Source organism: Thermogemmatispora argillosa, from assembly GCF_059696725.1.
In genome coordinates this window covers 2,282,005-2,304,622 of record NZ_AP019377.1, presented here as the reverse complement: position 1 = coordinate 2,304,622, position 22,618 = coordinate 2,282,005, and the positions used below count along the sequence as shown (strand labels likewise).

Below are 22,618 nucleotides of genomic sequence, written 5' to 3'. Positions count from 1 at the left end.
AGATATCTACGCCGTGCCCAGGGAAGCAGTTGAAGAGAGGAGCCAGGCTGAGCCGAGCCGGCGAGGACGAGAAAAGCAGGCCTGGCGGCTCGGCTCGGCTTGTCCTGCGGGCGGCCTTCCTGCTCTGGCTCTGGGCGAGGGTAAGCCAGTGCGACGAACCGGGTGCCAACCCTCTTCCTCATTCGTCCCTCAGGTGCGGGCGAACGGCTGGCCGGCTAACCGCTTAGTCAGACTGCTATATCACGGCGAGCAAGGAAAGACTTATCTGGCAGGCTCCCTGGCTCATCTGCTACGCCCGGCCTCTCTGGCGCCAACTATCTCTTTCGTCTCGGTAACTACCTAGTAGTAGGGTATTAAACTGAAAATTGAGAAGAGGAGGTTTTCCGCATTGAGGAGCTACTCTAGCTCTGCTTATACGACAGATGACTGTGAGGGGGGGAGCGTGCTAGGAGAGATGCGCAGCAGCCTGGGGGAGCTGGCGGCGCCGCCACCCAAGGCGCGCGCCTTCGAGCTACCTGGCGACAGCATTCATTATGCTCCTGATCGCCCGGCCGATATCACCCATGTCAGGCTAGAGATCAGCCTTGACTTTGAGCGTGAAACGGTCCGAGGCACAGCCTGGACCACCTTCACGGCTCTCTACGACGAAGTACGCACCGTGGCCTTTGACGCTGTCGACCTGCATATCGAGCAAGTTGAGCTTGACAACGGCACGAACCTGAGCTACAGCCTTGAGCCGGAGCGTCTCGTCATCACTCTTGACCGTCCCTACCGCTATGGCGAGACCTTCACCATCGGCGTACGCTACTGGGCGCAGCCGCGCATTGGCCTCAACTTCAACAAGCCTACGCCCGATGACCCGACGCGACCTGTCCAGGCCTGGACCTTCAGCCAGACCTGGTACCATCGCCACTGGTTCCCCTGCCACTGGGCGCCGAACGACCGTGCCACCAGCGAGATCATCGTGACGGTACCGGCGCAGTTCGTCACCCTTTCCAACGGTCAGCTACTCAGCGTCCGGGACAACGGCGATGGCACTAAGACCCATCACTGGCGCCACGATGTGCCCCATCCCGCCTACCTGATCTCGCTGGTCGTCGGGGATTTCGCCATCATCGAAGATCATTACGGCGAGCTGCCCGTTACCTACTATGTGCGGCCCGAACGCCGCGATGACGCCCGCCTGCTGATGGGTAAGACGCCGGCCATGATCGACTTTTTCAGCCGGTACCTCGACTATCCCTATCCCTACAGCAAATATGCCCAGAGCGTCATCGAAGTCTATCGGGGAGCAATGGAGCACACAACAGCCACGACCCACAGCTTCATGTTGCTCTTCGACCAGAAAGCGGCCCTTGATGTCGGCGAAGATGGCCCCGTCGCCACGGTCGCCCATGAACTGGCTCATCAATGGTTCGGCGATCTGCTCACCTGCCGAGACTGGTCCGAGGGCTGGCTCAATGAAGGCTTTGCCACCTACTTAGAACATCTCTGGATTGAGCACGACCGCGGCGGCGATGTCTTCAAACTGATGATGCGCGAGGAGACCCGGCTCTACTTTGAGGAAGACAAGCACTATCGCCGTCCGGTGGTCTACCGGGGCTACTATCGCGACGGCTTCGAGCTGTTTGACCGCCATCTCTACAGCAAAGGGGCTTGGGTGCTACATATGCTCCGCCACCAGCTAGGCGAAGCAGCCTTTCGACGGGGCCTGCATGCCTATTTGGAGCGCCACCGAGGACGCGAAGTCATCACCGCCGACCTGGAACGCACCTTAGAGGAGGTCACCGGGCGTAGCCTGGCGCGCTTCTTCCAGCAGTGGCTTTACCAGGCCGGCTATCCCGCCTTTGCCGTCAGCTATGCCTGGGATAGCCAGCGCCGTCTAGCCCGGCTCACGATCAAGCAGACCCAGACCATCGATGATCTGACGCCCTGCTTTGTAACGCCCGTTGACCTGGCCTTCAGCGTACCCCTGGCCGATGGGAGCAGCGAGACGCGCACAGTTAGCCTGCAAGTGGTCGTCGGCGAGCATGGGGAGACTACCCAGACCTTCTTTGTTCCGCTGGAGCGTGAGCCTGTGATGGTGCGCTTTGATCCCGACGGCTGGCTCCTGAAGACTCTTGAATTCGAGAGGCCCGCCGCTATGCTGCGCTACCAGCTTGCCCATGACCCCGATGTGCTGGGGCGTATCGAGGCGGCAGAGGCCCTGGCGAAGCACGGAGATGAGGCCAGTCGCCGCGCGCTAGAGGAGGCGCTCTTTACTGATCCCTTCTGGGGAGTGCGCTGCGCCGCAGCGAAGGCTCTGGGCGAGTTGGGCACCGAGGCCGCACAGCAGATACTGCTGCGCGCCTTGCGCGAACTGGAGGCGCGCCAGTGGTCGCGGGTGCGGGCCGCCGTCGCGCGTGCTTTGGGGCGCTATCAGGTGCCGCAACAAAGTGCCCTGGCCCAGCGCTCGGCGGAGGCTCTGCTCCCGCTGGTCAGCGATGGCGATGTGAGCTATGCTGTCGAGCAAGCAGCGGCGGAGGCGCTCGGCAGAACGCGCGTGGCCGGCGTGCTCGCAGTGCTGCAACAGGCCATTGCGCGCCCGTCGTGGCGGGCTTGCGTACAGCAGGGCATCTTTCGCGGCCTGGCCTGCTGCGGCGACGAACGGGCGATCCCGCTGATCCTGGACTATCTCGATGCCAGCCACCAGCCGCCGCTGTGGCGACTGGCCGCGACATACGGACTGCAGGAGCTGGCCCGTGAGCGCCATCTCTATCCCGAGTCAAGCTGGCAGCAGGCAGTAACCCGGCTCTGTGAGGCCGTTGAGCATGATCCGTGGGAGGCCGTGCGTCAGGGGGCGGCGCTGGCTCTCCAGCTCTTCGGCGAGCGGCGCGCCATTCCCGCCCTGGAGCGAGCCGCCGCCCGCGAACTGGAAACGCGCGCTCTGCGCAGCATGCGTGTGGCGCTGCATGTCCTGCGCGGCGCAGGGCAGGCCGATGAGCAGCTCGCTCAGTTGCGCCAGGACCTGGAGACGCTGCGCGAGGAGAATCGCCGCCTCAAAGAACAACTGGCTTCGCTGGAAACACGCCTCTCCCACGAGCAGGCAGCAAGGTGAAATGCTCTCCCCACCGGCAGCGCTGAGCCGCCCAGACGGGATAAGAGCGTCGGTGCTCCAGCCCTTGGACTGGGCGGCTCTTTTGTCCCTCTCTCCTTATCCAAAAATGCTACCCTTACCTCGTTATATGCACAGACTCCGATATAATAAGCGGCACCTGCAACGTCTGTGGGGGTTCAAGCGTCCTGTATAGTAGAGGGGGAGAGCAGCCAACTGTGACTGTAGTGCATGAATGTGAAAGTGCCGCTGGCTATTTCCAACGATTATCTCTATAGCTCTCGCTTACATGCTGAGAGTATGTTATCTGTGTCTCTCGCTTGGCTTTTCCTGAAAAAAGATGGTGCTCCAACCGGACCACTGCCTTATGTAATTCCTTCAGAAACACTGTTGTCGATCTATCTACAAAGACTGGTGGATTTGTAAACATATGGAGGTAAAAACCTTGCCTGGGGTACGCGCCGCATCCTCTCCGCCACGGCCTCGCCGTGATGATCTCACGACATGGGCCGAAGCTGATCTCTCCGCGCTTGGAGAGCGAGAAAAGCAACGTTATGAACAACGTAAACGGGCTGTAATCGACTATTATACTACTAATAAGCCTCTCGAAGAGATTACACTTGAGTATCGCCTTTCCTGGCAGACGCTCGTCCGGCTCCTTGAAAACTGTCTCAAGCGCCATCCCGATGGGCGGCTCTGGGGTTTCCGGGCCCTCATTCCTGGGGCGATGATCAGCGAGAGTACAGAGGCCGCAACAGCGACCGCGCCTGAGCCAGCGCCCAACGACCGCCAGAGAACGGAGGATAGCCCTGCCGGGACAGAGCCGCGCACCAACGGTCGCGATCACGAGGAGACCGGAGCACCTGCAGAGGAAGACGAACCAACAGTCAGACTGGCTGCCATTCAGAGACCCCACTCCCTGGCCGACCCCACTCACCTTCATGCAGCCCCGCCTGCTCCCGGCGAAGGGGTCCCCGAGACGGCCAACCCAAACGGCCACCGGCAAGGCTCTCCCTCCCTCAGCCAGGAAAAGCCTCCAACCACGGGGAAGGCTCATGGCCAGGAGGAAGCCGACAATTGGAAGCATTCCGCTGAAACTGAGAAAGAAAAATATCAATCAGAAAATGTAAAATGTGAAATTGATGATAGAGAAAAAGAAAATGAGCAAAGCACTGTACATACAGATAAGGAAGATGAATCCGAGACTGATGAAGAGCGGGAAGCGACAATACCTCTGGAGCGCGAACAGGCCTCTGAAACGACGCAAACTCTAGAGGACAGGCCCCCCGCGGAGCAGCGCGCGGCCAGCGGGCGGAGCCTGAGCACAGAAGAAAACCAGGAGGAGCCGGCAGCGCGCCAAGAGCAGGCTCAACTGCAAAGAGAGCAAGCGCCGCAGCCTAGCAGCGAAGAAGCAACGCATGAAGAGAAGATCTCGCCCGAGGCTGAGGAGCTACCCACAACCCTGCTCGATGAGCGCATGCTCCCAGCGCCATTGCACGAAGAGGCAGAGATCGACCTCTTCCCTGGCCGCGAACGAGAGCTAGTCGACCTGGCCACAGTACCGACCACAGTACTCCCGCTCGCCAAAGGCCAGATCCAGGGGAGAAGACAAGGGCGTCCAGCGCTGCTTGACCGGCGTCTTGCCCAGCAGCTCCGTCGTATGCGTGGGCGTCGCCGCGGACGCAGCCAGCAGCAGCGCCGGCGTTACCGTTTCCGTACCTATCTCTCTCTCGCCATTCTGCTCGCCCTCATCGTCGGCCTGCTACCGCCAGTAGGGGCCGCTCTGGCCGCTTACAGCGCCTACAGCAACGTCAAGGGGCTGGCCGAAGATGGGGTCAGGCACCTCATGAACGTCAAGGACCTGCTCACGCTGGACAAAAGCAATCCCCTGGCCGCCCTGGAGGCTGACAAGCTCCAGCGTGCCCGCCAGGAATTCCGCCAGGCCGGCGCCGATTTTCTCCAGCTTCAGCAGCTTGTCGAACGCAGCGACGTCCGTGATGCCATTCAGCGCTTTGCCCCTGAGTACGCACCCAGCCTCAACATGGCGCGGCACCTCGTACAGGTAGCGCTCGATGTCTCACGCATGGGAGACGAAATGAGCGGCGTCGGTCTGCTTGCCGCGAGCATCATCCACGGCTCGCCTCTCAGCAGCAACGACAAAAGCAAGCCGCTGCTCACCGCCCAAGACGTGGCCGCTGTTCAGGGATCGCTGGTGCATGCCCTCTACTATATCGGCGACATCGAAGAGCAGATGCGGACCGTTGATCTCAAGCAACTGCCCATGCTCAACGCGCATCAGCGTGAACAGATCGCCAGCATCGTCAAAGCTCTTCCCCAGGCGCAGCAGCAGATTAGCCAGGCGCAGCAGCTCATGCCGCTCATCTCCTGGTTGCTCGGAGTCGATGGACACCGTCGCTATCTCCTGCAGACAATGGATAATGCCGAGCTGCGTCCCGGCGGCGGCTTTACCGGTCAGTATGGCGTTGTTGACGTGCAAAATGGCGTCGTCGGGGCGCTGACCCTGCGCGACGTGGCCAAGCTTGACTACGCTGGCAATGGCTTCCAAATGGGGCGACAGGCTCCGCCGGGCTATAGCTGGATGCACATGGGTAACTTCGGCCTGCGCGACTCCAATGTCTCTGGCGACTATCCCACGACAGCGCGCATCAATATCCAGGTCTTCCAGGACGAAGGTGGTGGACCTGTCGACGGCGACATCGCTTTCACTCCGAATTTCATCGCTCACATCCTTGATGTGACCGGGCCGATTGTCGTCAAAGACTACGGAGAAACTATCACCTCGCAGAACCTGGCCGACCGCCTCCATTACTACCAACAGGACCCCGCCGGCATCGCGCGTCAGGAGCAAATCACCGGCCAGAGCCTGCATGACGCCCGCAAAGCTTTCACCTCGCTGGTAGCCAAGCTCCTGCTTGACAAGGTGCGTCATCTGCCCGTCAGCAAGCTGCTTGAGATTGTCAAAGGCGCGGTCAAGGACATCCAGGCACGCGATCTGGAGCTGTACTTTACCAATCCCGCCGTCGAAGCCTGGCTTGTGCAGCAAGGCCTTTCTGGGGCGATCAATAGCTTCAAGAACATCGATGGTTTCCATGTTGTTCAGGCCAACATCAGCGTTAACAAGGCCAGCCAGTATGTTCATAGTACCTTCCAGGACACGATTACCCTCGATGCCCAGGGAGGCGCCACCCACAACCTGACCATTATCCTGGACTATGATCAACGCGGCCCCGTCTACGGCTTCGACGCCTACACCGACTACATCCGCGTCTATGCCCCAGCAGGCTCCCAATTCATCGATGGCAGCGGCTTTGACTCCGGCCAGCCTGTCTGTAGCGCCGGTGGCAGCCCACAATCACCTCCTAGGACCTCGTCTACCCCTACTCCTTCAAAGCCAATTGCCGGCAGCAAGTGCGACAGCTATAACTACATCCCGCCCGACGGTTCGCGCTATTGCCCAAGTGGCAACTATGCCCTGGGGCCGCGTTACCAGAACCCTCCCGTTGATAGCGTAGGGCCACCCACAGCTCTGCAGAGCGACCTGCCCGGACGCGCTATGTGGGGAGGCCTGACCGTCACCCCCAAAAACTGCATCTCCTACATCCACCTTTCGTGGTATGTGCCACATGCCCATATCAACCTGAAAGATCCGTCCAACATCTATAGTGTCCTTGTGGGCAAGCAGGGCGGCATGGTGCCCACCGTTGACATTACCATTGACGCCACAGCCCTGCACCTGAAGGGCGTGAGCACCCTGCACTATCACAGCGACATCCATAAGGATCAGGTGATCACGCTCAAAGGGCCACAGCCACAGCCCACCCCCAAAGCTACCCCTCAAGCTCCAGCAGGCACTGACGCCCAGACCGGCCCTGCGCCGGCGGCTCGCCTTGCCAACCTTTCCCTGCTAGCGCAGACTGGGGCCGCCTCCACGCCGGTAGAGGCCATCTGGCGACGCCGCTAGACCTGCGCAGCGTGCTGCCGTCCTCCGTCGCCCTCGGCCAGGCCAACAGAGCGGCTGCCGGCGATACCACCATAAACAAGGGCCGGCCCTCCCCTTCTCGCGAAAGAAGGGGAAGGCCGGCAAAGCTTTCCTCACTTTCCTCCTGGCCTGGCATCGCTCGGGCCTACGCTCCCGCCGCCTGAGCGGGAACATCGCACCTCACTTCGTAAAAATGCTCGTTGGCAAGAAGGCCCCGACGACCCAGTGAGGCGCATCCACCACCTCACAGATCTTCAGATCGACAGCAACGCTGCAGAGCATATAAGCGTCGCTACGCGACAGCCCATAATTGCGCTGCAGATAATCGATCATATGGCGAATCGCGTTGCGCGTGGCCTCCATCAGATCGGGGCCGATGCCGTCGGTCACATAGTAGGGGGCCGTGTTGGTGCGCTGGATCAGCGGGCCGCCCGTCAAATACTGCGGCTCTGGTACCGGGCGATCCTTGTGCACCGTCAGGCGAACCACTGCATGCATTGGCGTCTCAATCGCGGTGCCGCAGACCTCGCCATCGCCCTGGGCGGCATGCCCATCGCCCATCGAGAAGAGTGCTCCAGGCACCTCTACCGGCAGATAGAGGCGCGTTCCCTTTGTCAGGTGGCGGGTATCCATATTACCGCCGTGGCGGTAAGGAGGGATCGTCGAAAGCGCCCCTGGCTGACCCGGCGCCACACCGATCTCTCCACAGAAAGGCGCCAGCGGAATACGGATACCAGGCGCGAACTCGGCCCAGCCATCGGCGCCGCCCTCCAGATGCCAGATCTTCAGAGCAGGCTCGGGGAACTCATCGGCCAGCAAACCGAAACCCGGAATCACGCCTGTCCAACCCCACTCGGCTGGCTGCAAATCCAGAAACTCCACTTCTAACGTATCCCCCGGCTCGGCCCCCTCCACATAGATCGGTCCGTGAACCTGATCCACGCGCGAGAAATCGAGCGAGCGGATGGCGTCGACCGTGCTATTGGCCTGAATCTGACCACAGGAGGCCTCTAGCATATCAAACTCTACCACCTCGCCCGAGCTAATACGCGCGATGGGAGGAATACTATGATCCCAGGCCAAATGCCACTGATCGCGCCGGATGTGAATCGTACGCCCTGTCTTTGGAACATCTGTCGTCATGGCTGGTAGAAAGCTCCTTTCTTTAGCCGTATACCTTCGGCCAGGCTTTTGCATGAAGACTCAAGCAAGGCTATGTGTGCACCCATCGACCGGCAGCGGCCCAAGCGAACCGAGGCGCCTACACCGGACAACCCAAACCCAACGGACCAAACTCTTGCCCTGGCCCTGGCTCCCGGATTCTCTGCCCTATTTTCCTCCCTCGCGACCTGTTCAGACACAGCCGATGGCGCGGCTCTGCTCAGAGAGTGGCTGCTCCGTACTCCTCGCCTCCAGTCTCTCTCCCTCTCACCTCAGTCAGACTCTCTGAGCGCTGTCTTTTGCACATCCGCACCCACCTCAGCGGTCTCGGCATACAGCCCCTCGCTCTCCTCCAGGTGCAGACCGATACGCTGCGCCAGGGAGGGGCTGGCGATGATGCAAACCAGCCCGAGCAAGAGCCAGGTCAAGGCAACATACGGAAAAATATTGTAAGGAGGCGCCGGAACCGGGTAAATATTGCTGTAGAGCGTGTAGCCCAAGAAGACGATGGCCAGCAGAGGGATCAGCCACTGCCAGCTCCACAGACGCCGGCGCAGGAAGAAGAACCAGATCGCCCCCACGTTCGTAAGGATATAAGCCACCAGAATCAGAAAGACGCCGATCGTCCCCAGATAGCCGAAAAGCGTTGCTCCACTTATGCCCGGAACCAGGCCCCAGATGCTCACCACCACGAAATCGAGAAGCATAATCACGGCCACCGCCAGAGCTGGCGAGCCAGTGCGTCGGCTAGTTGTACCCAGCCGCTCCGTAATGAACCCGTCGCGCCCCATCGCAAAAAGGATGCGCGCCCCAGCGTTGGCCGTGCCCAGAGCGCTGGCAAAAGCACTAATCGTCGCTCCAAAGTCGAGCAGCACCGCCATCAAACGACCGACGTAGTGACGCGCCAAATCGTCGAGAGGAGCCACTGAGTGCGCAAAACTGGCGATACCCGTCTGACTCAAACCGAAGCCTAATGTCTGAGCATAGGTCACCACAACATAAAAGAGGCCGGTCCCGAAGACCGCCGCCAGAATGGCCAAGGGGATATTGCGACGCGGATTGCGGGTCTCCTCACCGAGCGTAGCCGCCCCCTCGAAGCCGGCGAAGGAGAGGAAACCGAAGACCGCCGCCAGCGCCACAGCATTGAGAGGCTCGGAGGCAGGCATAAAAGGCCGCCAAGAGAGCTGCCCGAGGCTGCCCAGGCGAACCAGAATCACCGCCACCAGAACCACGATCAGCAGCACCGAAATCCCCTCCATTGCCAGCGTCAAACGCGTCGAAATCGTGATGCGGCTGTAGGCAAAAAACCAAATCAGTAAACCCGCCAGCAATGCGAGCGGGAGCCAGCCCACGTTCAGACCCAGACCCGCAAAGAACGCCTGGGCAAAATTGCCCACCTCAGCCGTCGAAGCGCAGGTAAAAGCAAGATAGGTACCCAGCAAGGCCCAGCCAGAAAAAAAGCCAACGCGTGGTCCGAGAGCGATCCCATTAAAGGCATAGACCGATCCGCTGTGAGCTAGATAACGGCTGAACTGGATAAACGCGAAGCTGGCCAGACCAACGGCTAGCGTAGCGAGCAAGAAGGCCAGTGGCACGGTGCTACCGGTGATCCCTGCGGCCAGTGAGCCATTGAGCGCCATCGCCGCAGTGGGCGCCATAATACCAATGGAGAGCGCAATGCTCTCCAAAAACGACAATTCACGGCGAAGACTGCTTGTCTCTGGCTCCAAGTGAGACCTCCTGATAGAAGGAGTAAAGAGGCACCCGACGCGACAGGCTCAGAACCCGGCTCCGGCTCTCGCGTCTCCTTACCAGCCAGCCGGCCTGCCTGCCCGCGTCAGCACTGAGGACAGCCGCGCTGCAACAACACTGCTGCCCGCTTGAAAGGATAATCTATTTCGCCTTAGAAGGCAACCTCCAAGCGGGCAGCAATGGAGCAAGCATCAAGCAAGCAAACAAGGCCAGGCTGGAAGAGGGAACAAGTGTGGCTCCTCTCAGAGCAGACAAAGGGGAGAAAATGAGCAGAGCAAGCGCACCCATCAATGTGATCTCTGGACTCAGCCAGACACCTGCTCAGCCGGCACCGAGGCTGTTGGCGAGTCTACCTCTTCGATCTTCGCTGTCAGCCAGAGCATCAGCACTAAGGAAGCCAGCAACGCCGGACTTCCCATTCTCAGCGTCGCGCACCAAGGCTGCAGCGTGACCACAAGCCGGAGCAGCGCGACAGGGCAGGAGCACTAGCGGCGCTGGGCAGCGATGAACGAGGCATACCAACGACCGCTATCCTTAATAATGCGCCGCTGGGTAGCGTAATCGACATAGACCAGACCGAAGCGCTTGCTGTAGCCGAAAGCCCATTCAAAATTGTCGAGCAGGGACCAGACCATGTAGCCCTTGAGCGGCACCTGCTGAGCGAGCACGCGGCGCAGCGCCTCGACATGCATTTGAAGATAATGGATACGCTGCCAATCGTGAACGCTCTCCCCGCCATGCCAGTGATCCTCGAAGGCCGCCCCATTCTCCGTCACCAGCAAAGCCTTGGGCCGATACTCACGGTGAAGACGCGTCAGAATAACCTCCAGCCCTTCTGGAAAGATCTCCCAGCCCATATCGGTATATGCTGCCCCAGGAATCCGCTCAATCACCTCATACCCAGGGTTTCCTGAAGAAGCGGCGGCAGAGCCGCCTGTGGCGCCCCGCACAAGCATGCGGCTGTAGTAATTGACGCCCAGAAAATCCAGTGGCGTAGCGATCACGGCCAGATCATCCGCATGAATTGGCGGAGGGGCCACCCCTAACACACTGAACAGCGCTTCCGGGTACTCGGCGCGAAATAACGGATCGAGAAACCAGCGATTGCGAAAAGTATCCGCCTGCTCCACCGCCTGCAGCGTTTCAGGCCGCTCATCCGCCGCATAGACTGGATAGAAATCCAGGGCGATGCCGATCTGGGCCTCAGACGGCAAGAGAGAGCGCAAGCGCTGCACGGCCAGACCGTGGGAGAGCAGAATATGATGACCAACGATGACCGCGAGCTGCTTATCATGCATACCGGGGGCGTGGACGCCCAGAGCATAACCTAAATAAGAACTGCACCACGGCTCATTCTGCGTAATCCACCAGCGGACACGATCACCTAAGCGGCGGGCCACCACCTCGGCATACTCGGCAAAAGCCTGAGCAGTATCGCGAACCAGCCAGCCGCCGCGGTCCTCAAGCGCGGCTGGCAAATCCCAGTGATAGAGCGTAACCAACGGCTCAATACCACGAGCGAGCAAGGTATCCACCAGACGCTCGTAGAAAGCAAGGCCCCGCTCGTTCACGGGGCCGGTTCCCTGGGGCAGGACCCGGGGCCAGGCGATCGAGAAGCGGTAAGCGCGCAAATTGAGGCGAGCCATCAGCGCCACATCTTCCTCCATATGGTGATAGTGGTCAGCGGCCACATCACCAGTCTGGCCCTGAAAGATCGCCCCGGGCCGGATCACGAAGCGATCCCAGATAGAAGGTGCCCGACCATCCTCGCGCACCGCGCCCTCAATCTGATAAGCCGATGTGGCGGCTCCCCAAAGAAAGCCAGGCGGGAAGCCGCCAGCCAGGTCACTGCCCCCTGCCAGCGAGGCGGGGAAACTACGATGGTCCTGTGGACGACCGGTAATGCTCATTGATCCTCCTTCAATAGCGGCAGCAGTCGGCGGGAGCTGTGCCTATCTCCCGCGTGGCCTGCCACCTGAATCTATCTGCTTCCGTCCCTGGATGAATGGCTGCATCCATTCAGCAGGCCTGAATGAACAGTCAGTGAATGAGTAGCGGGCGAACCAGAATCGTTTTCCCAATCAGACAAGAGCGCACTAACAGTACAAAGAGGCAGCTTTTGGCTGTGAGCGGCGAGACGATCAAGCAATCACAGCTCTGGCCTTAAGCAGCTTGCGTAGCTTACGTGGCATAGCCTGACGCAGGCTGGGATTAGCCAGCTCATCAATACCAAAGTTCACCAGCGTCAGCGCTCCACAAACCAGAGCAACACAAAGGCCAGCGGGCACGAACAGCCACCATTGACCGGTAATCAACGCCCCGTTCAGCTGAGCCCAGAAGAGAATCGAGCCCCAGCTTGCACGCGAAACATCGCCCAGGCCAAGAAACTCCAAAGCCACCTCCGCGCCGAGGGCATAGACAAAAGTACCGACATAAGTGGAGGCGACCAAAGCGATTTCATTGGGCAGAATCTCCAAGAAAATCATGCGCCAGGTCACCTCTCCCATCGAGCGCGCCGCCGTCACAAACTCACGCTCCTTTAGCGAAAGCGTCTGCGAGCGTAGCACCCGCGCCCCATAGGCCCAGGACGTGAAGAGCAGCACCATTGCGATCACAAACTCATTCTTCCCGGCTCCACTGGCACTGGCCAGGGACGCCAGCACAATGGCCAGCGGCAAACCAGGCAGCACCAAGAAAATATTGATCAGCAGTGAAAGCACCTCATCAATCAGGCCGCCGAAGTAGGCGGAGCTAAGCCCGAAAATCACCTGCAGCGCCGTTGAGCCGGTAGCGGCCACAAAGCCAATCAGCAGCGAGACCCGGGCCCCATAGACGATCTGCGAAAACATATCCTGCCCCAGGCTGCTCGTCCCCAGGATATGTTCGCGACTGGGCGGCTGAGCGCCGTGGGCCACCTGACTGCTAGGACCATCCGGCGGGTAGGGCGTCAACAGAGGAGCGGCCAAGGCTATCAGCACAAAGAACAGCAAGATAGCCAGACCAGCCGCGATCTTCGGATTGCGATACAGCAGACGCAGAGCGCTCAACAACGGCCCGCGCTGGCGTCGATCAGCCTGCTCTACCAAAGCCGCCGTCTCAATAGGGGTCTCCCCAAGGTTGCTTACTTGCATCGTTAAGCCCTCCCGTGTCGAATGCGCGGATCAAGCACACTATAGACCAGCTCAGCCAGGAAATTGGCCGCCAGCACCGTCAAAGCCAACACCAGAAAACCGCCTTCGATCAGCGCATAATCGCTTTCCGAGGCGCCGCGGAACAGATGATAACCGATGCCGGGGTAGTTAAAGACAATCTCCGTCAGCAAAGAGCCGCTGACCACCAGGCCCAGCGAAATCGAGAAACTCGTGATACTGGGTAGCACCGCGTTGCGTGCTGCATAGGCAAAGACCACCCGCAGAGGAGGGAGACCCTTCGCCTGGGCCATCAGCAGATAATCCTCCGAGAGCGTGGTCACCATCGCATTACGCATCGTCAGCACCCACTGGGCCAGCGAACCGATAATCAGCGTCACCACCGGCAGGGCCGCATGCTGCACCAGACTGCCAATGAAATCAAAGCTCCACTCCGGTCCATTAGGGAAATTGCTCAGATCATAAGCATCGCTGGTTGGGAACCAGCCCAGCATCATGCCGAAGACGTAAAGCAACGCCAGGGCCATCCAGAAGTAGGGGACAGCGGAGAGAAAGGTCAGAGCTGGCGGCAGCGTCGTATCGTACCACGAGCCACGGCGCCAGGCGAACAGAACGCCGAGCAGGGTGCCGATAATAAAGCTCAGGACCACAGCCGACCCCACCAGGCCAATCGTCCAGGGCAAACTTTGCCCGAGAATCTGAGCTACAGGCGTGGGGAACTCCGAAGTTGAGGTACCAAGCTGACCATGTAACAGGGCATTCAAGTAATCCAGGTATTGATGCCACAGCGGCACCGAAGGATCAGCGCCAAACTCTTTGCGCAGGGCCATGATCGTCGACTGACTCATCCCCTGGTTCCGCAACTTAGCGATATAGTTTTGCAGCGGATCGCCAGGCATCAGGCGCGGAATAATAAAGTTAAAGGTCACAGCGGCCCAGAGGGCGATCAGATAGAAACCTGCGCGCCTCAGCAGGTAGCGCATACATCACTCCTTTGACCGAAAGTCAGGATAGGATAGAAACGCTGCATCCCTCCAGAGTGAGGAGACGGTGGGCTGACCAACTGAGCAGGGAAGGAGAGTACCCGAGCAGTGGCCAGAAGAGCAGAGAGCGCAGAGAGCACCGTCCTTCCACTCCCCATAAGGAGAGTGGAAGGACGTCCTGGAAGAACGCACTACGAAAGGACAGGCCAGAAGCAACGCTACGATCAGGAGGCTGGCTTCAGATGCAGGATGACGTTTGCTGCATCAGGCAACTGGTACGGCGGACCAACATCATACGGATTGCTATCATCAGGCCAGCCGACCCAGTGCTTGGTTGTGTACTCGTCCCAGTCCACATTGACCGTCAGCGGGATCGCCGGCAACTGCTCCACCATGATCTTTTCAATGCCCTGAATGGCCTGCTTCTGAGTATTGATATCGGTTGAGGACCTGTACTGATTGAGCAGCTGATCAACCTGGGTCGCCAGCGAACCGGCAGTGTGCGTATCCCAGCGCTCGAAGTTCGAGCCGGAGACCGACTTGCCGATCGGGCCAGAGTTGCTGCTGCTGAGCATATCGCGATACGGATAGTAGGGCGTGGGACCCTTGTCCGTCCAGCTGATGGCCGCCTCGTAGTTGCCACCATAGATGGCGCTGAAGTAGGTATTCGCGTCGGCCACGCCGTTCATCGTGGCTTTGATCCCCGCCTTGTTGAGATCGTTGACGATGAACTGCACATCCTGCGCCCAGTCAGACCAGCTGCTAGGCACGATGATGGAGAAGCCGAGGACCTTGCCGCTGGAGTCGTAGAAGTAGCCATCGCTGTGCTGGGTGTAGCCGGCCTGCTTGAGGTAGGCCTGGGCCTGCGAGACGCTGTATTGGAAAGTGGCGTTCTGATACTCCGGCGCTATCCAATCCTTGCGGGCCGGGATGATCCCAGTCGGATGAGCCGGCTTGGCATAGACCGCCACCCCCTGGGGGAGGTTGTCGCGATTGATAGCGGCGCTGATGGCCTTGCGCACGAGGACGTTGTTGAAGGGGGCCTTGTAGAGGTTGAGATAGAGCATCACGGTATTGCTGGGGAAGAACCAGGTTTTGTTATGCTGGCGGTCCTTGGACTTGAATTGATCGTCAAACTGTGGCGTCCAGCCCGTACCCATCCAGTCATACTTACCCTGGATCATGTTGGTGACGGCCGTGGTATTGTCCTTGGCGGAGTAGACGTAGACGTGCTTGACGGCGGGTTGGCCGCCCCAGTAGGAGGGGTTGACGTCGTAGATGATCAGATCGGCGGAGAAGCTGCGCAGCTTGTAGGGACCGGTGCCGACGGGGTTCTTGTCGTTGGTGAACTTGGCGGGGTCGCCGCTGATGGTGGACCAGACGTGCTGAGGCACGATGTAGGTCTGGCCGAGGTAGAAGAGGGCCGTACTGTTGGGGCCAGTCAGCGTAAAGGTCACCGTCTGGTCATCGGGTGTCGAAACATCCTTGACCAGCGGCAGCACACCGCCCTGATCGAGCGCGGGATGAGCCTTCAACAGGTCGAAGGTGAACTTGACATCGGCGCTGGTGAAGGACTGGCCATCGTTCCACTTGACGTTCGGGCGCAGGTGGAACGTCAACTGAGTGCCGTCGCTGGAGAAATCATAGCTCGTTGCCAGCCACGGTTCATAGTTGCCTGTATACAGATTGGTGCGATACAGGCCCTCGTAGAGCAAGCCTTGAGAACCCCAGGCGGCAGGGGTGTTGTAGTTAAAGAACGGGTTAAAGTTGTCAACGTTAGGACCATTGGGCGCCGGAAGCACATTGAGCGTGTCGGTCTTAGGCTGCGAGGTGGTGCCTGCTCCGCCACCGCCGCAGGCGGTCAACACGAGACCGAGCAGGAGCAGCAGCGACACCAGCCCGAAGGCGAAGCGATGCCGACGTGGTGACGATGCCAGATACGAACGCATAGAACCTCCTGAAACCAAGAGTAGAAATCAGGCGATCGTTTGGACCATTTTCCCTACAGGCTTACAGCATTCGGGTGCTAGAAAGGGACAAAATGCCAACCAGACAACAGATCGACCGGTTTACAGGACAGCAAGCCGGCAATCGCTGTTGCTCCCAGACATATTCGAGTCGGATAAATACTGTCCAGGCAAACACTGTTGCTGGAACCAATTGTGCAGGTACGCTTCCCTGCTGATCTGCTTGCAGGCTCTGCTCTGGCTGAGATGCGGCAGGAAAGCAGCGCAGGGACACGCCCTTTCCGCCGAAACCGGAGCCGAAAAGACGCGGCTCAGCTCAGCGAGAGCGATCACCACCTCCTTGCTCAGATGGGGGATGAAGATGACGTGAGGCCCCACAGGAGGCGCGGATGATCAGGCTGGCGGGCATCTTGACCCGCAGCGGCAGATCAAAGACCGTGGCCGCCGAGGAAGAGCCAGCGAACTGACCATTCTGGCTCGGGTGCACCATACGGGGAGCCTCAACAAAGGCCAGGAGCATTTCCGCAGCGCGGCGTCCCATCTCGTAGAAGGGCTGACGCACCGTCGTCAGCGGCGGCTCCATGTGAGCGGAAGACGGGTTATCATCGAAACCAACGATGGCCACATCGTCCGGCACACGCAGGCCGCGCTGCTCTGCGGCAGCAATGGCTCCGTAGGCCATATAATCGCTACCGGCGAAAATAGCCGTTGGCCGCCTCTCAGGAGGGAGATCGAAGAAGGCGTTGGCGCAGGCCCGCCCCGTCTGCGGCATAAAGTCGCCTTCGAGCACCAGCGCCGGATCAAGGGGAATGCCCGCCTCCTCCAGTGCGTCGCAGTAGCCCCGATAACGATCATGCGACACCTGGTACTTGAGCGGTCCCTGAATGTGCGCAATGCGTCGGTGCCCAAGTCGGATGAGGTGACGGGTGGCCTCGTAGGCCCCTACGCGGTTGTCTACGCCGATCCAGGGTGTGTTCTCTGGCGGAATGCCCTGATCGTCGATGAGCAGCACAGGGAAAGAACGTGAGTGGAGCGCCGCCAGATACTTGGCCGAAGGACCGGGAAAGACTGCCAGCAATCCACTCACCAGCCGCGTGCGCACAATGCGGCTGATGATCTCGCTGCGATCCTTCTCGTGATTGACATCGTTGATGCTGTAGAGGATCAGCTCGTAGGGGGTCGCCCCGACCACCTCTCCAACGCCTCTCATCAGCTCTGGGATGAGCGGCCAGGTGAGAGAAGGAATGAGGGCGCCCAGTAGCCGATTGCGCCCACCTGCCAGGCCGGAAGCGGCGATGTTGGGCACAAAGCCTTGCTCCTCCATGACGCGCAGAATGCGCTCACGGGTCGCAGGGTCCACATCCGGCTTCTGATTGAGTACTCGCGAGACTGTCGCCTTGGAAACTCCCGCCAGGCGGGCAATATCCCGAATCGTCAGCTTCTCGGCCATAGCAATCCTTCTCACGCTCACGCGCAGGCCCTCCATCCTCTGAGGGCCTCCCCGAAATAGGTTGTAACCGTTCACGAGAGCGATCCCGTAAACGATTACGAAAATTGTAACCGAAGAACCCCACCTTGTCAATAGGTGATGCGCGCGATATGGAACGCCAATAAAGCTTGGATTTCTCTCTGCCGCGGTGGGCCTAAATCGCCAGAGATCCTTCTCTGTGCTTTTCTTTTCCGGGGAGTCTTACCAGGCCCTCCATGCCGGGCTTGCTCTGGAGACATTACCTGACCCTCTCCTGCCTCCTCAACCACACCCAACCGAATAGTATGATAAGTCTTACCTGCCTCATAAATCTATCCCCTTTTTTTCCTAGCCCCACCCACCTTCACCGAAGGAGGAGCGCGCTACTGGCGCCGGCCATGCCTCAAGGCCGCGCGGCACCCAGCGGCAGACATCGAGATAGAGCAAAAACGGGCCAGGCTCGTTGGTCTGGCGAACTGGCAAAGCAGCCAGCCAGCACCAGAGCGAGCCTGACCCGCGTAAAACCGGCCTGGTCTGGGGGCGGCGTGGCCAGTCAGAGCGGGACCCCAACCGGGTAGCCGGCGATCAGGTGGCCGGCTTCAGGTGCAGAATCACACTGACCGCATCAGGCACCTGATAGGTCGGAACGACAATATTAGGGTTACTGTCATCGGGCCAGCCGCTCCAATACTTAGTGGTATGCTCGTCCCAGTCCACATTGACCGTCAGCGGGATTGCCGGCAACTGCTCCACCATGATCTTTTCAATGCCCCAGATGGCTTGCTTCTGGACATTGATATCGGTGGTGGTTCTGTACTGATTGAGTAGCTGATCAACCTGGGTTGCCAGCGAACCGGCAGTGTGCGTATCCCAACGACCGAAGTTGGTCCCAGAGACCGACTTGCCAGGAGGAGCTGAGTTCTTGCTGCTGAGCATATCGCGATACGGATAGTAGGGAGTGGGACCCTTGTCCGTCCAGCCGATGGCCGCCTCGTAGTTGCCGCCATAGATGGCGCTGAAGTAGGTATTCGCATCGGCCATGCCGTTCATCGTGGCTTTGATCCCTGCCTTGTTGAGATCGTTGACGATGAACTGCACATCCTGCGCCCAGTCAGACCAGCTGCTAGGCACGATGATGGAGAAGCCGAGGACCTTGCCGCTGGAGTCGTAGAAGTAGCCATCGCTGTGCTGGGTGTAGCCGGCCTGCTTGAGGTAGGCCTGGGCCTGCGAAACGCTGTACTGGAAGGTGGCGTTCTGATACTCCGGCGCTATCCATTCCTTACGTGGGGGAATAATACCGGTCGGGTGGGCTGGCTTCGCATAGTAGGCCACCCCCTGGGGGAGGTTGTCGCGATTGATAGCGGCGCTGATGGCCTTGCGCACGAGGACGTTGTTGAAGGGGGCCTTGTAGAGGTTGAGATAGAGCATCACGGTATTGCTGGGGAAGAACCAGGTTTTGTTATGCTGGGGGTCTTTGGACTTGAATTGCTGGTCAAACTGTGGCGTCCAGGCGCTTCCAAGCCAGTCATACTTACCCTGGATCATGTTGGTGATGGCCGTGGTATTGTCCTTGGCGGAGTAGACATAGATATGCTTGACGGCGGGTTGGCCGCCCCAGTAGGAGGGGTTGACGTCGTAGATGATCAGGTCGGCGGAGAAGCTGCGCAGCTTGTAGGGACCGGTGCCGACGGGGTTCTTGTCGTTGGTGAACTTGGCGGGGTCGCCGCTGATGGTGGACCAGACGTGCTGAGGCACGATGTAGGTCTGGCCGAGGTAGAAGAGGGCCGTACTGTTGGGGCCAGTCAGCGTAAAGGTCACCGTCTGGTCATCGGGTGTCGTAATGTCGCGAATAAGGGCCGTCACCCCGCCCTGATCGAGCGCGGGATGGGCTTTCATCAAGTCGAAGGTGAACTTGACGTCGGCGCTGGTGAAGGGCTGGCCGTCGTTCCACTTGACATTTGGACGGAGGTGAAAGGTGAGCTGGGTGTTGTCGCTAGAGAAATTGTAGCTGGTTGCCAGCCAGGGATGATACTCTCCTGTGGAGAGGTCGGTAGAATAGAGCACCTCATAGAGCAGACCCTGCGCGCCCCAGGCGGCAGGGGTGTTGTAGTTAAAGAATGGATTAAAAAGGTCGGCGTTAGGACCGTTTGGGGCCGGCAGTACCCTGAGCGTCTCCGTCTTGGATGCCGTAGAGGGAGTCGACTTTCCGCAGGCGGTCAGGAGCAGGGCCCCTACGAGGAGCAAGCCAAGCATTGGGCTAAATATGCCCCAGCGAGGGCCTGCTGAACGCGGCGTCAGGCGCGTAATGTCGTCGTACATAGAGCCTCCCGATCTGCTGATGTAGTAGTGTATCCGCTGGAATAGGGCAAAACTGGCATGGCCTGCGACCAGGAGCACGGTCTGCCGCGAGCCGTGGATTGGTAGGCGCGCAGCTTCCTGCCTGTCTTCCTGGTTGGGCGCGCTCGCTCTGGTAGCGGCAGCGCCGGCCAGCGCCGCCAGCCTGGATCGACAAATACCCGGCATCTGCGGTCGCCCTCATGCTGTAGTGGCTTACCTGGTCCGCTTCCTTGCCAGTGTGCTCGCATTCTCGTGGGCTAACTCGCCGCATCAGATCCCCCTCGGCTCTCCACCTGCGCGAAGGCCTTGTCATCGTTTCCGTAATCGATACCGTAATCGATTACATAAATTGTAATCGTCAGCGTTTTCTCTGTCAATTAGCTGCTCAAGCCGCAAGCTCTGCAATAGAGGGAGACACTCAGCAATAACCGGAGGCGGGTCAGAGTGGGGAACAGACGCGCCCATCTTTTCATTCAAGAATTTTTAGAACATATCATGTCAAGTCGCTTTTGCAGTTATCCATTGACGTAGCCCCGTTGCTGATCACCTCTTTTTCCTATCGTGGTGGGAGGCACTGCAGACTGTCGGGGACTCGGCGGCGCCTGGCAACGGCTTTGATCCGCTGGAAGGCCAGGATGGAAGAGGCGACCGGCGCCTTGACAAAGGGCGCTCTGGCGGGTATAGTTACTTTCGTAAACGTTTACGGTATCGTTTACGATACCGTTTACGAAGCTGTGGTAGAACCGGAACCACGGGCAATCGACCACGGTGCGCGCCGGGCGCAGTGCTATCTCTGTCGCAGGGAAGCGCGACCCCGGTGAGCAAGGAAGCTACTTCTTTTGTACTAGAAGGGGGGGAATTATGGCCTCACCATCCGCGTGTCGCTGGCCTCGACTGAGGTACGCGGTGCTCTCTCTCCTACTTGTTCTGGCCTCCTTCTCCCTGGCCACCTATCTGGGGGTCAGATCGCATGCCTTACGTGCCCACGCAGCGCCTTCTGTCACGGGCCTGCATGTTTCTGGAAACCAGCTACTCAACGGGCAGAACCAGGTCATCCGACCGCTTGGGGTTGACCGTTCCGGCTCCGAGTACATGTGTCGTAGCAGCACGGCCACCACTGTTTTCGACGGGCCGGTCGACACCAACGCCATCAACGCCATGCTAAGCTGGGACATCAACGCCGTGCGCATTCCTCTCAACGAGGACTGTTGGCTTGGCATCAATGGCTACCCGGCTGCCCAATACTCCGCCGCCACCTATCAGCAGCAGATCATCAACTTCGTCAATACATTGACATCTGACAATCTCATTGTCATTCTCGACCTGCACTGGAACGCGCCGGGCACCCAGCAAGCCAACGGGCAGCAGCCGATGCCTGACCTCGATCACGCACCGGCCTTCTGGACCTCAGTCGCCAATGCCTTCAAAAACAACAGCGCGGTCATCTTCGACCTCTACAACGAGCCGTATACCAGCAGCTGGGCCTGCTGGCGCGATGGCAGCACAGCGGCCAACGCCAGCCCCTGCAGCGATGTAGGGTTCGCCGTCGCTGGCATGCAGACGCTGGTCAACACGGTGCGGGCTACTGGGGCCACAAATGTGATCATGCTGGGAGGTCTGGCCTACTCTAACAACCTCTCACAATGGCTGCAGTACAAACCCACTGATCCGCTCAACAATCTGGTAGCCTCCTTCCACCTGTACAACTTCAACGCTTGCAGCAGCACAAGCTGCTGGGACTCCCAGGTCGCTCCCGTTGCGGCTCAAGTGCCGGTCATTGCTGGCGAAATCGGCGAGAACGACTGTGCGCATGGGTTCATCGACACGGCGATGGCCTGGTTTGACCAGCATGGCATCGGCTATCTTGGCTGGGCCTGGGACACCTATGACTGCAGCTCGTTCCCATCACTGATTAGCAATTACAACGGCACGCCTACGCCTTACGGGCAGGGCCTGCACGATCACCTGATTGCTCTGGCCAGCAGCGGTGGTGGTAGCACCCCGACGCCGACGGCTACACCGACGCCATCTCCCACGCCGACCACTGCGCCGACCGTAACGCCGACGCCGACGCCGCGACCGACCGTAACGCCGACGGCTACGCCGACGCCGTCCCCCACGCCGAGCGCGGGCGCCACATGTCAAGTACACTATAGCGTTGTCAGCCAATGGCCGGGTGGCTTCCAGGCCAGCATCAGCATCACCAACACGGGCAGCAGTCCTATCAACGGCTGGACTCTACGTTTCAGCTTTACGGCTGGTCAGCAGATCACCCAGTTGTGGAACGGCAGCTACACCCAGCAGGGGGCCCAGGTGACCATTACCAATGCCTCCTACAACGCCCAGATCCCTGCGGGCGGCTCGCTCAGCTCGCCACCGGGTTTCCTGGCCACCTGGAACGGTAGCAATCCAGCTCCGACGAGTTTCACTCTCAATGGAGTCAGCTGCAGCGTCGTCTGACCTGGCAGCCTTGATACCAGCAGCAGGTCAGGGATGGCCAACATCGCACGGACGCGCCTGCTGGTATGTCCATAGATTTTAGCTCTCCTGGGGTGAGGCTGGACGAGCACCGAAGCGCTGCGCTGGAGTGAGGCGACAGGAGGACAGACGGGGGAAAGAGGCAGCTCGTCTGAGTAGGCCTCTTTCTCCCACTGGACTGGAGGCCTCACGCCGCTGGTCCGGTCCGCCCGCGCGCATAGCCAGCCAG

At 59.6% G+C, this 22,618-nt stretch carries 12 protein-coding genes; 4 read left to right on the top strand and 8 right to left on the bottom strand.

Translation table 11 applies throughout. The features are described from left to right. The first annotated feature begins 442 nt into the window (after positions 1-442). The 3 genes from AC6H1L_RS08995 to AC6H1L_RS08985 all read left to right on the top strand — a co-directional run bounded on the left by AC6H1L_RS08995 (position 443) and on the right by AC6H1L_RS08985 (position 7,076). Positions 443-3,097: a M1 family aminopeptidase gene (locus tag AC6H1L_RS08995; RefSeq protein WP_497601157.1), complete on the top strand. Its 2,655-nt coding sequence runs from the start codon at positions 443-445 to the stop codon at positions 3,095-3,097. Positions 3,098-3,325: 228 nt separating this feature from the next. Further along, positions 3,326-3,520: a hypothetical protein gene (locus AC6H1L_RS08990; protein ID WP_497601156.1), complete on the top strand. Its 195-nt coding sequence runs from the start codon at positions 3,326-3,328 to the stop codon at positions 3,518-3,520. Positions 3,521-3,524: 4 nt separating this feature from the next. Then, positions 3,525-7,076 (top strand): DUF4012 domain-containing protein, encoded by a 3,552-nt coding sequence (locus tag AC6H1L_RS08985; RefSeq protein WP_497601155.1) that lies wholly within the window; start codon positions 3,525-3,527, stop codon positions 7,074-7,076. Between the two features lie 198 nt (positions 7,077-7,274). On the opposite strand, the gene AC6H1L_RS08980 is transcribed toward AC6H1L_RS08985, so the two are convergent. The 8 genes from AC6H1L_RS08980 to AC6H1L_RS08945 form a co-directional block, all read right to left on the bottom strand. Next, the gene (locus AC6H1L_RS08980) at positions 7,275-8,237 is read right to left on the bottom strand and encodes an acetamidase/formamidase family protein (RefSeq protein ID WP_497601154.1); all 963 of its coding nucleotides are present in this window, start codon (positions 8,235-8,237) and stop codon (positions 7,275-7,277) included. 290 nt (positions 8,238-8,527) lie between these two features. Next, a complete protein-coding gene (locus tag AC6H1L_RS08975) occupies positions 8,528-9,985 on the bottom strand; it encodes an APC family permease (RefSeq protein ID WP_497601153.1) in 1,458 nt (485 codons plus the stop codon). A gap of 507 nt (positions 9,986-10,492) precedes the next feature. Further along, positions 10,493-11,917: a GH1 family beta-glucosidase gene (locus AC6H1L_RS08970; protein ID WP_497601152.1), complete on the bottom strand. Its 1,425-nt coding sequence runs from the start codon at positions 11,915-11,917 to the stop codon at positions 10,493-10,495. A 231-nt stretch (positions 11,918-12,148) separates the two neighbouring features. Continuing rightward, a complete protein-coding gene (locus AC6H1L_RS08965; RefSeq protein ID WP_497601151.1) occupies positions 12,149-13,138 on the bottom strand; it encodes an ABC transporter permease in 990 nt (329 codons plus the stop codon). A 2-nt stretch (positions 13,139-13,140) separates the two neighbouring features. Next, positions 13,141-14,139 carry an ABC transporter permease gene (locus AC6H1L_RS08960; RefSeq protein ID WP_497601150.1) on the bottom strand — a complete coding sequence of 333 codons (999 nt, stop codon included), beginning with the start codon at positions 14,137-14,139 and terminating at the stop codon, positions 13,141-13,143. A 224-nt stretch (positions 14,140-14,363) separates the two neighbouring features. Next, positions 14,364-16,088, bottom strand: coding sequence for an ABC transporter substrate-binding protein (locus AC6H1L_RS08955; protein ID WP_497601149.1), 1,725 nt, complete (start codon positions 16,086-16,088; stop codon positions 14,364-14,366). A 334-nt stretch (positions 16,089-16,422) separates the two neighbouring features. After that, positions 16,423-17,556: a LacI family DNA-binding transcriptional regulator gene (locus AC6H1L_RS08950; protein ID WP_497601148.1), complete on the bottom strand. Its 1,134-nt coding sequence runs from the start codon at positions 17,554-17,556 to the stop codon at positions 16,423-16,425. A 603-nt stretch (positions 17,557-18,159) separates the two neighbouring features. Then, positions 18,160-19,893: an ABC transporter substrate-binding protein gene (locus AC6H1L_RS08945; protein ID WP_497601147.1), complete on the bottom strand. Its 1,734-nt coding sequence runs from the start codon at positions 19,891-19,893 to the stop codon at positions 18,160-18,162. Positions 19,894-20,772: 879 nt separating this feature from the next. On the opposite strand from AC6H1L_RS08945, the gene AC6H1L_RS08940 reads away from it, so the two are divergent. Further along, positions 20,773-22,371: a cellulase family glycosylhydrolase gene (locus AC6H1L_RS08940; RefSeq protein WP_497601146.1), complete on the top strand. Its 1,599-nt coding sequence runs from the start codon at positions 20,773-20,775 to the stop codon at positions 22,369-22,371. Positions 22,372-22,618 lie beyond the last annotated feature (247 nt).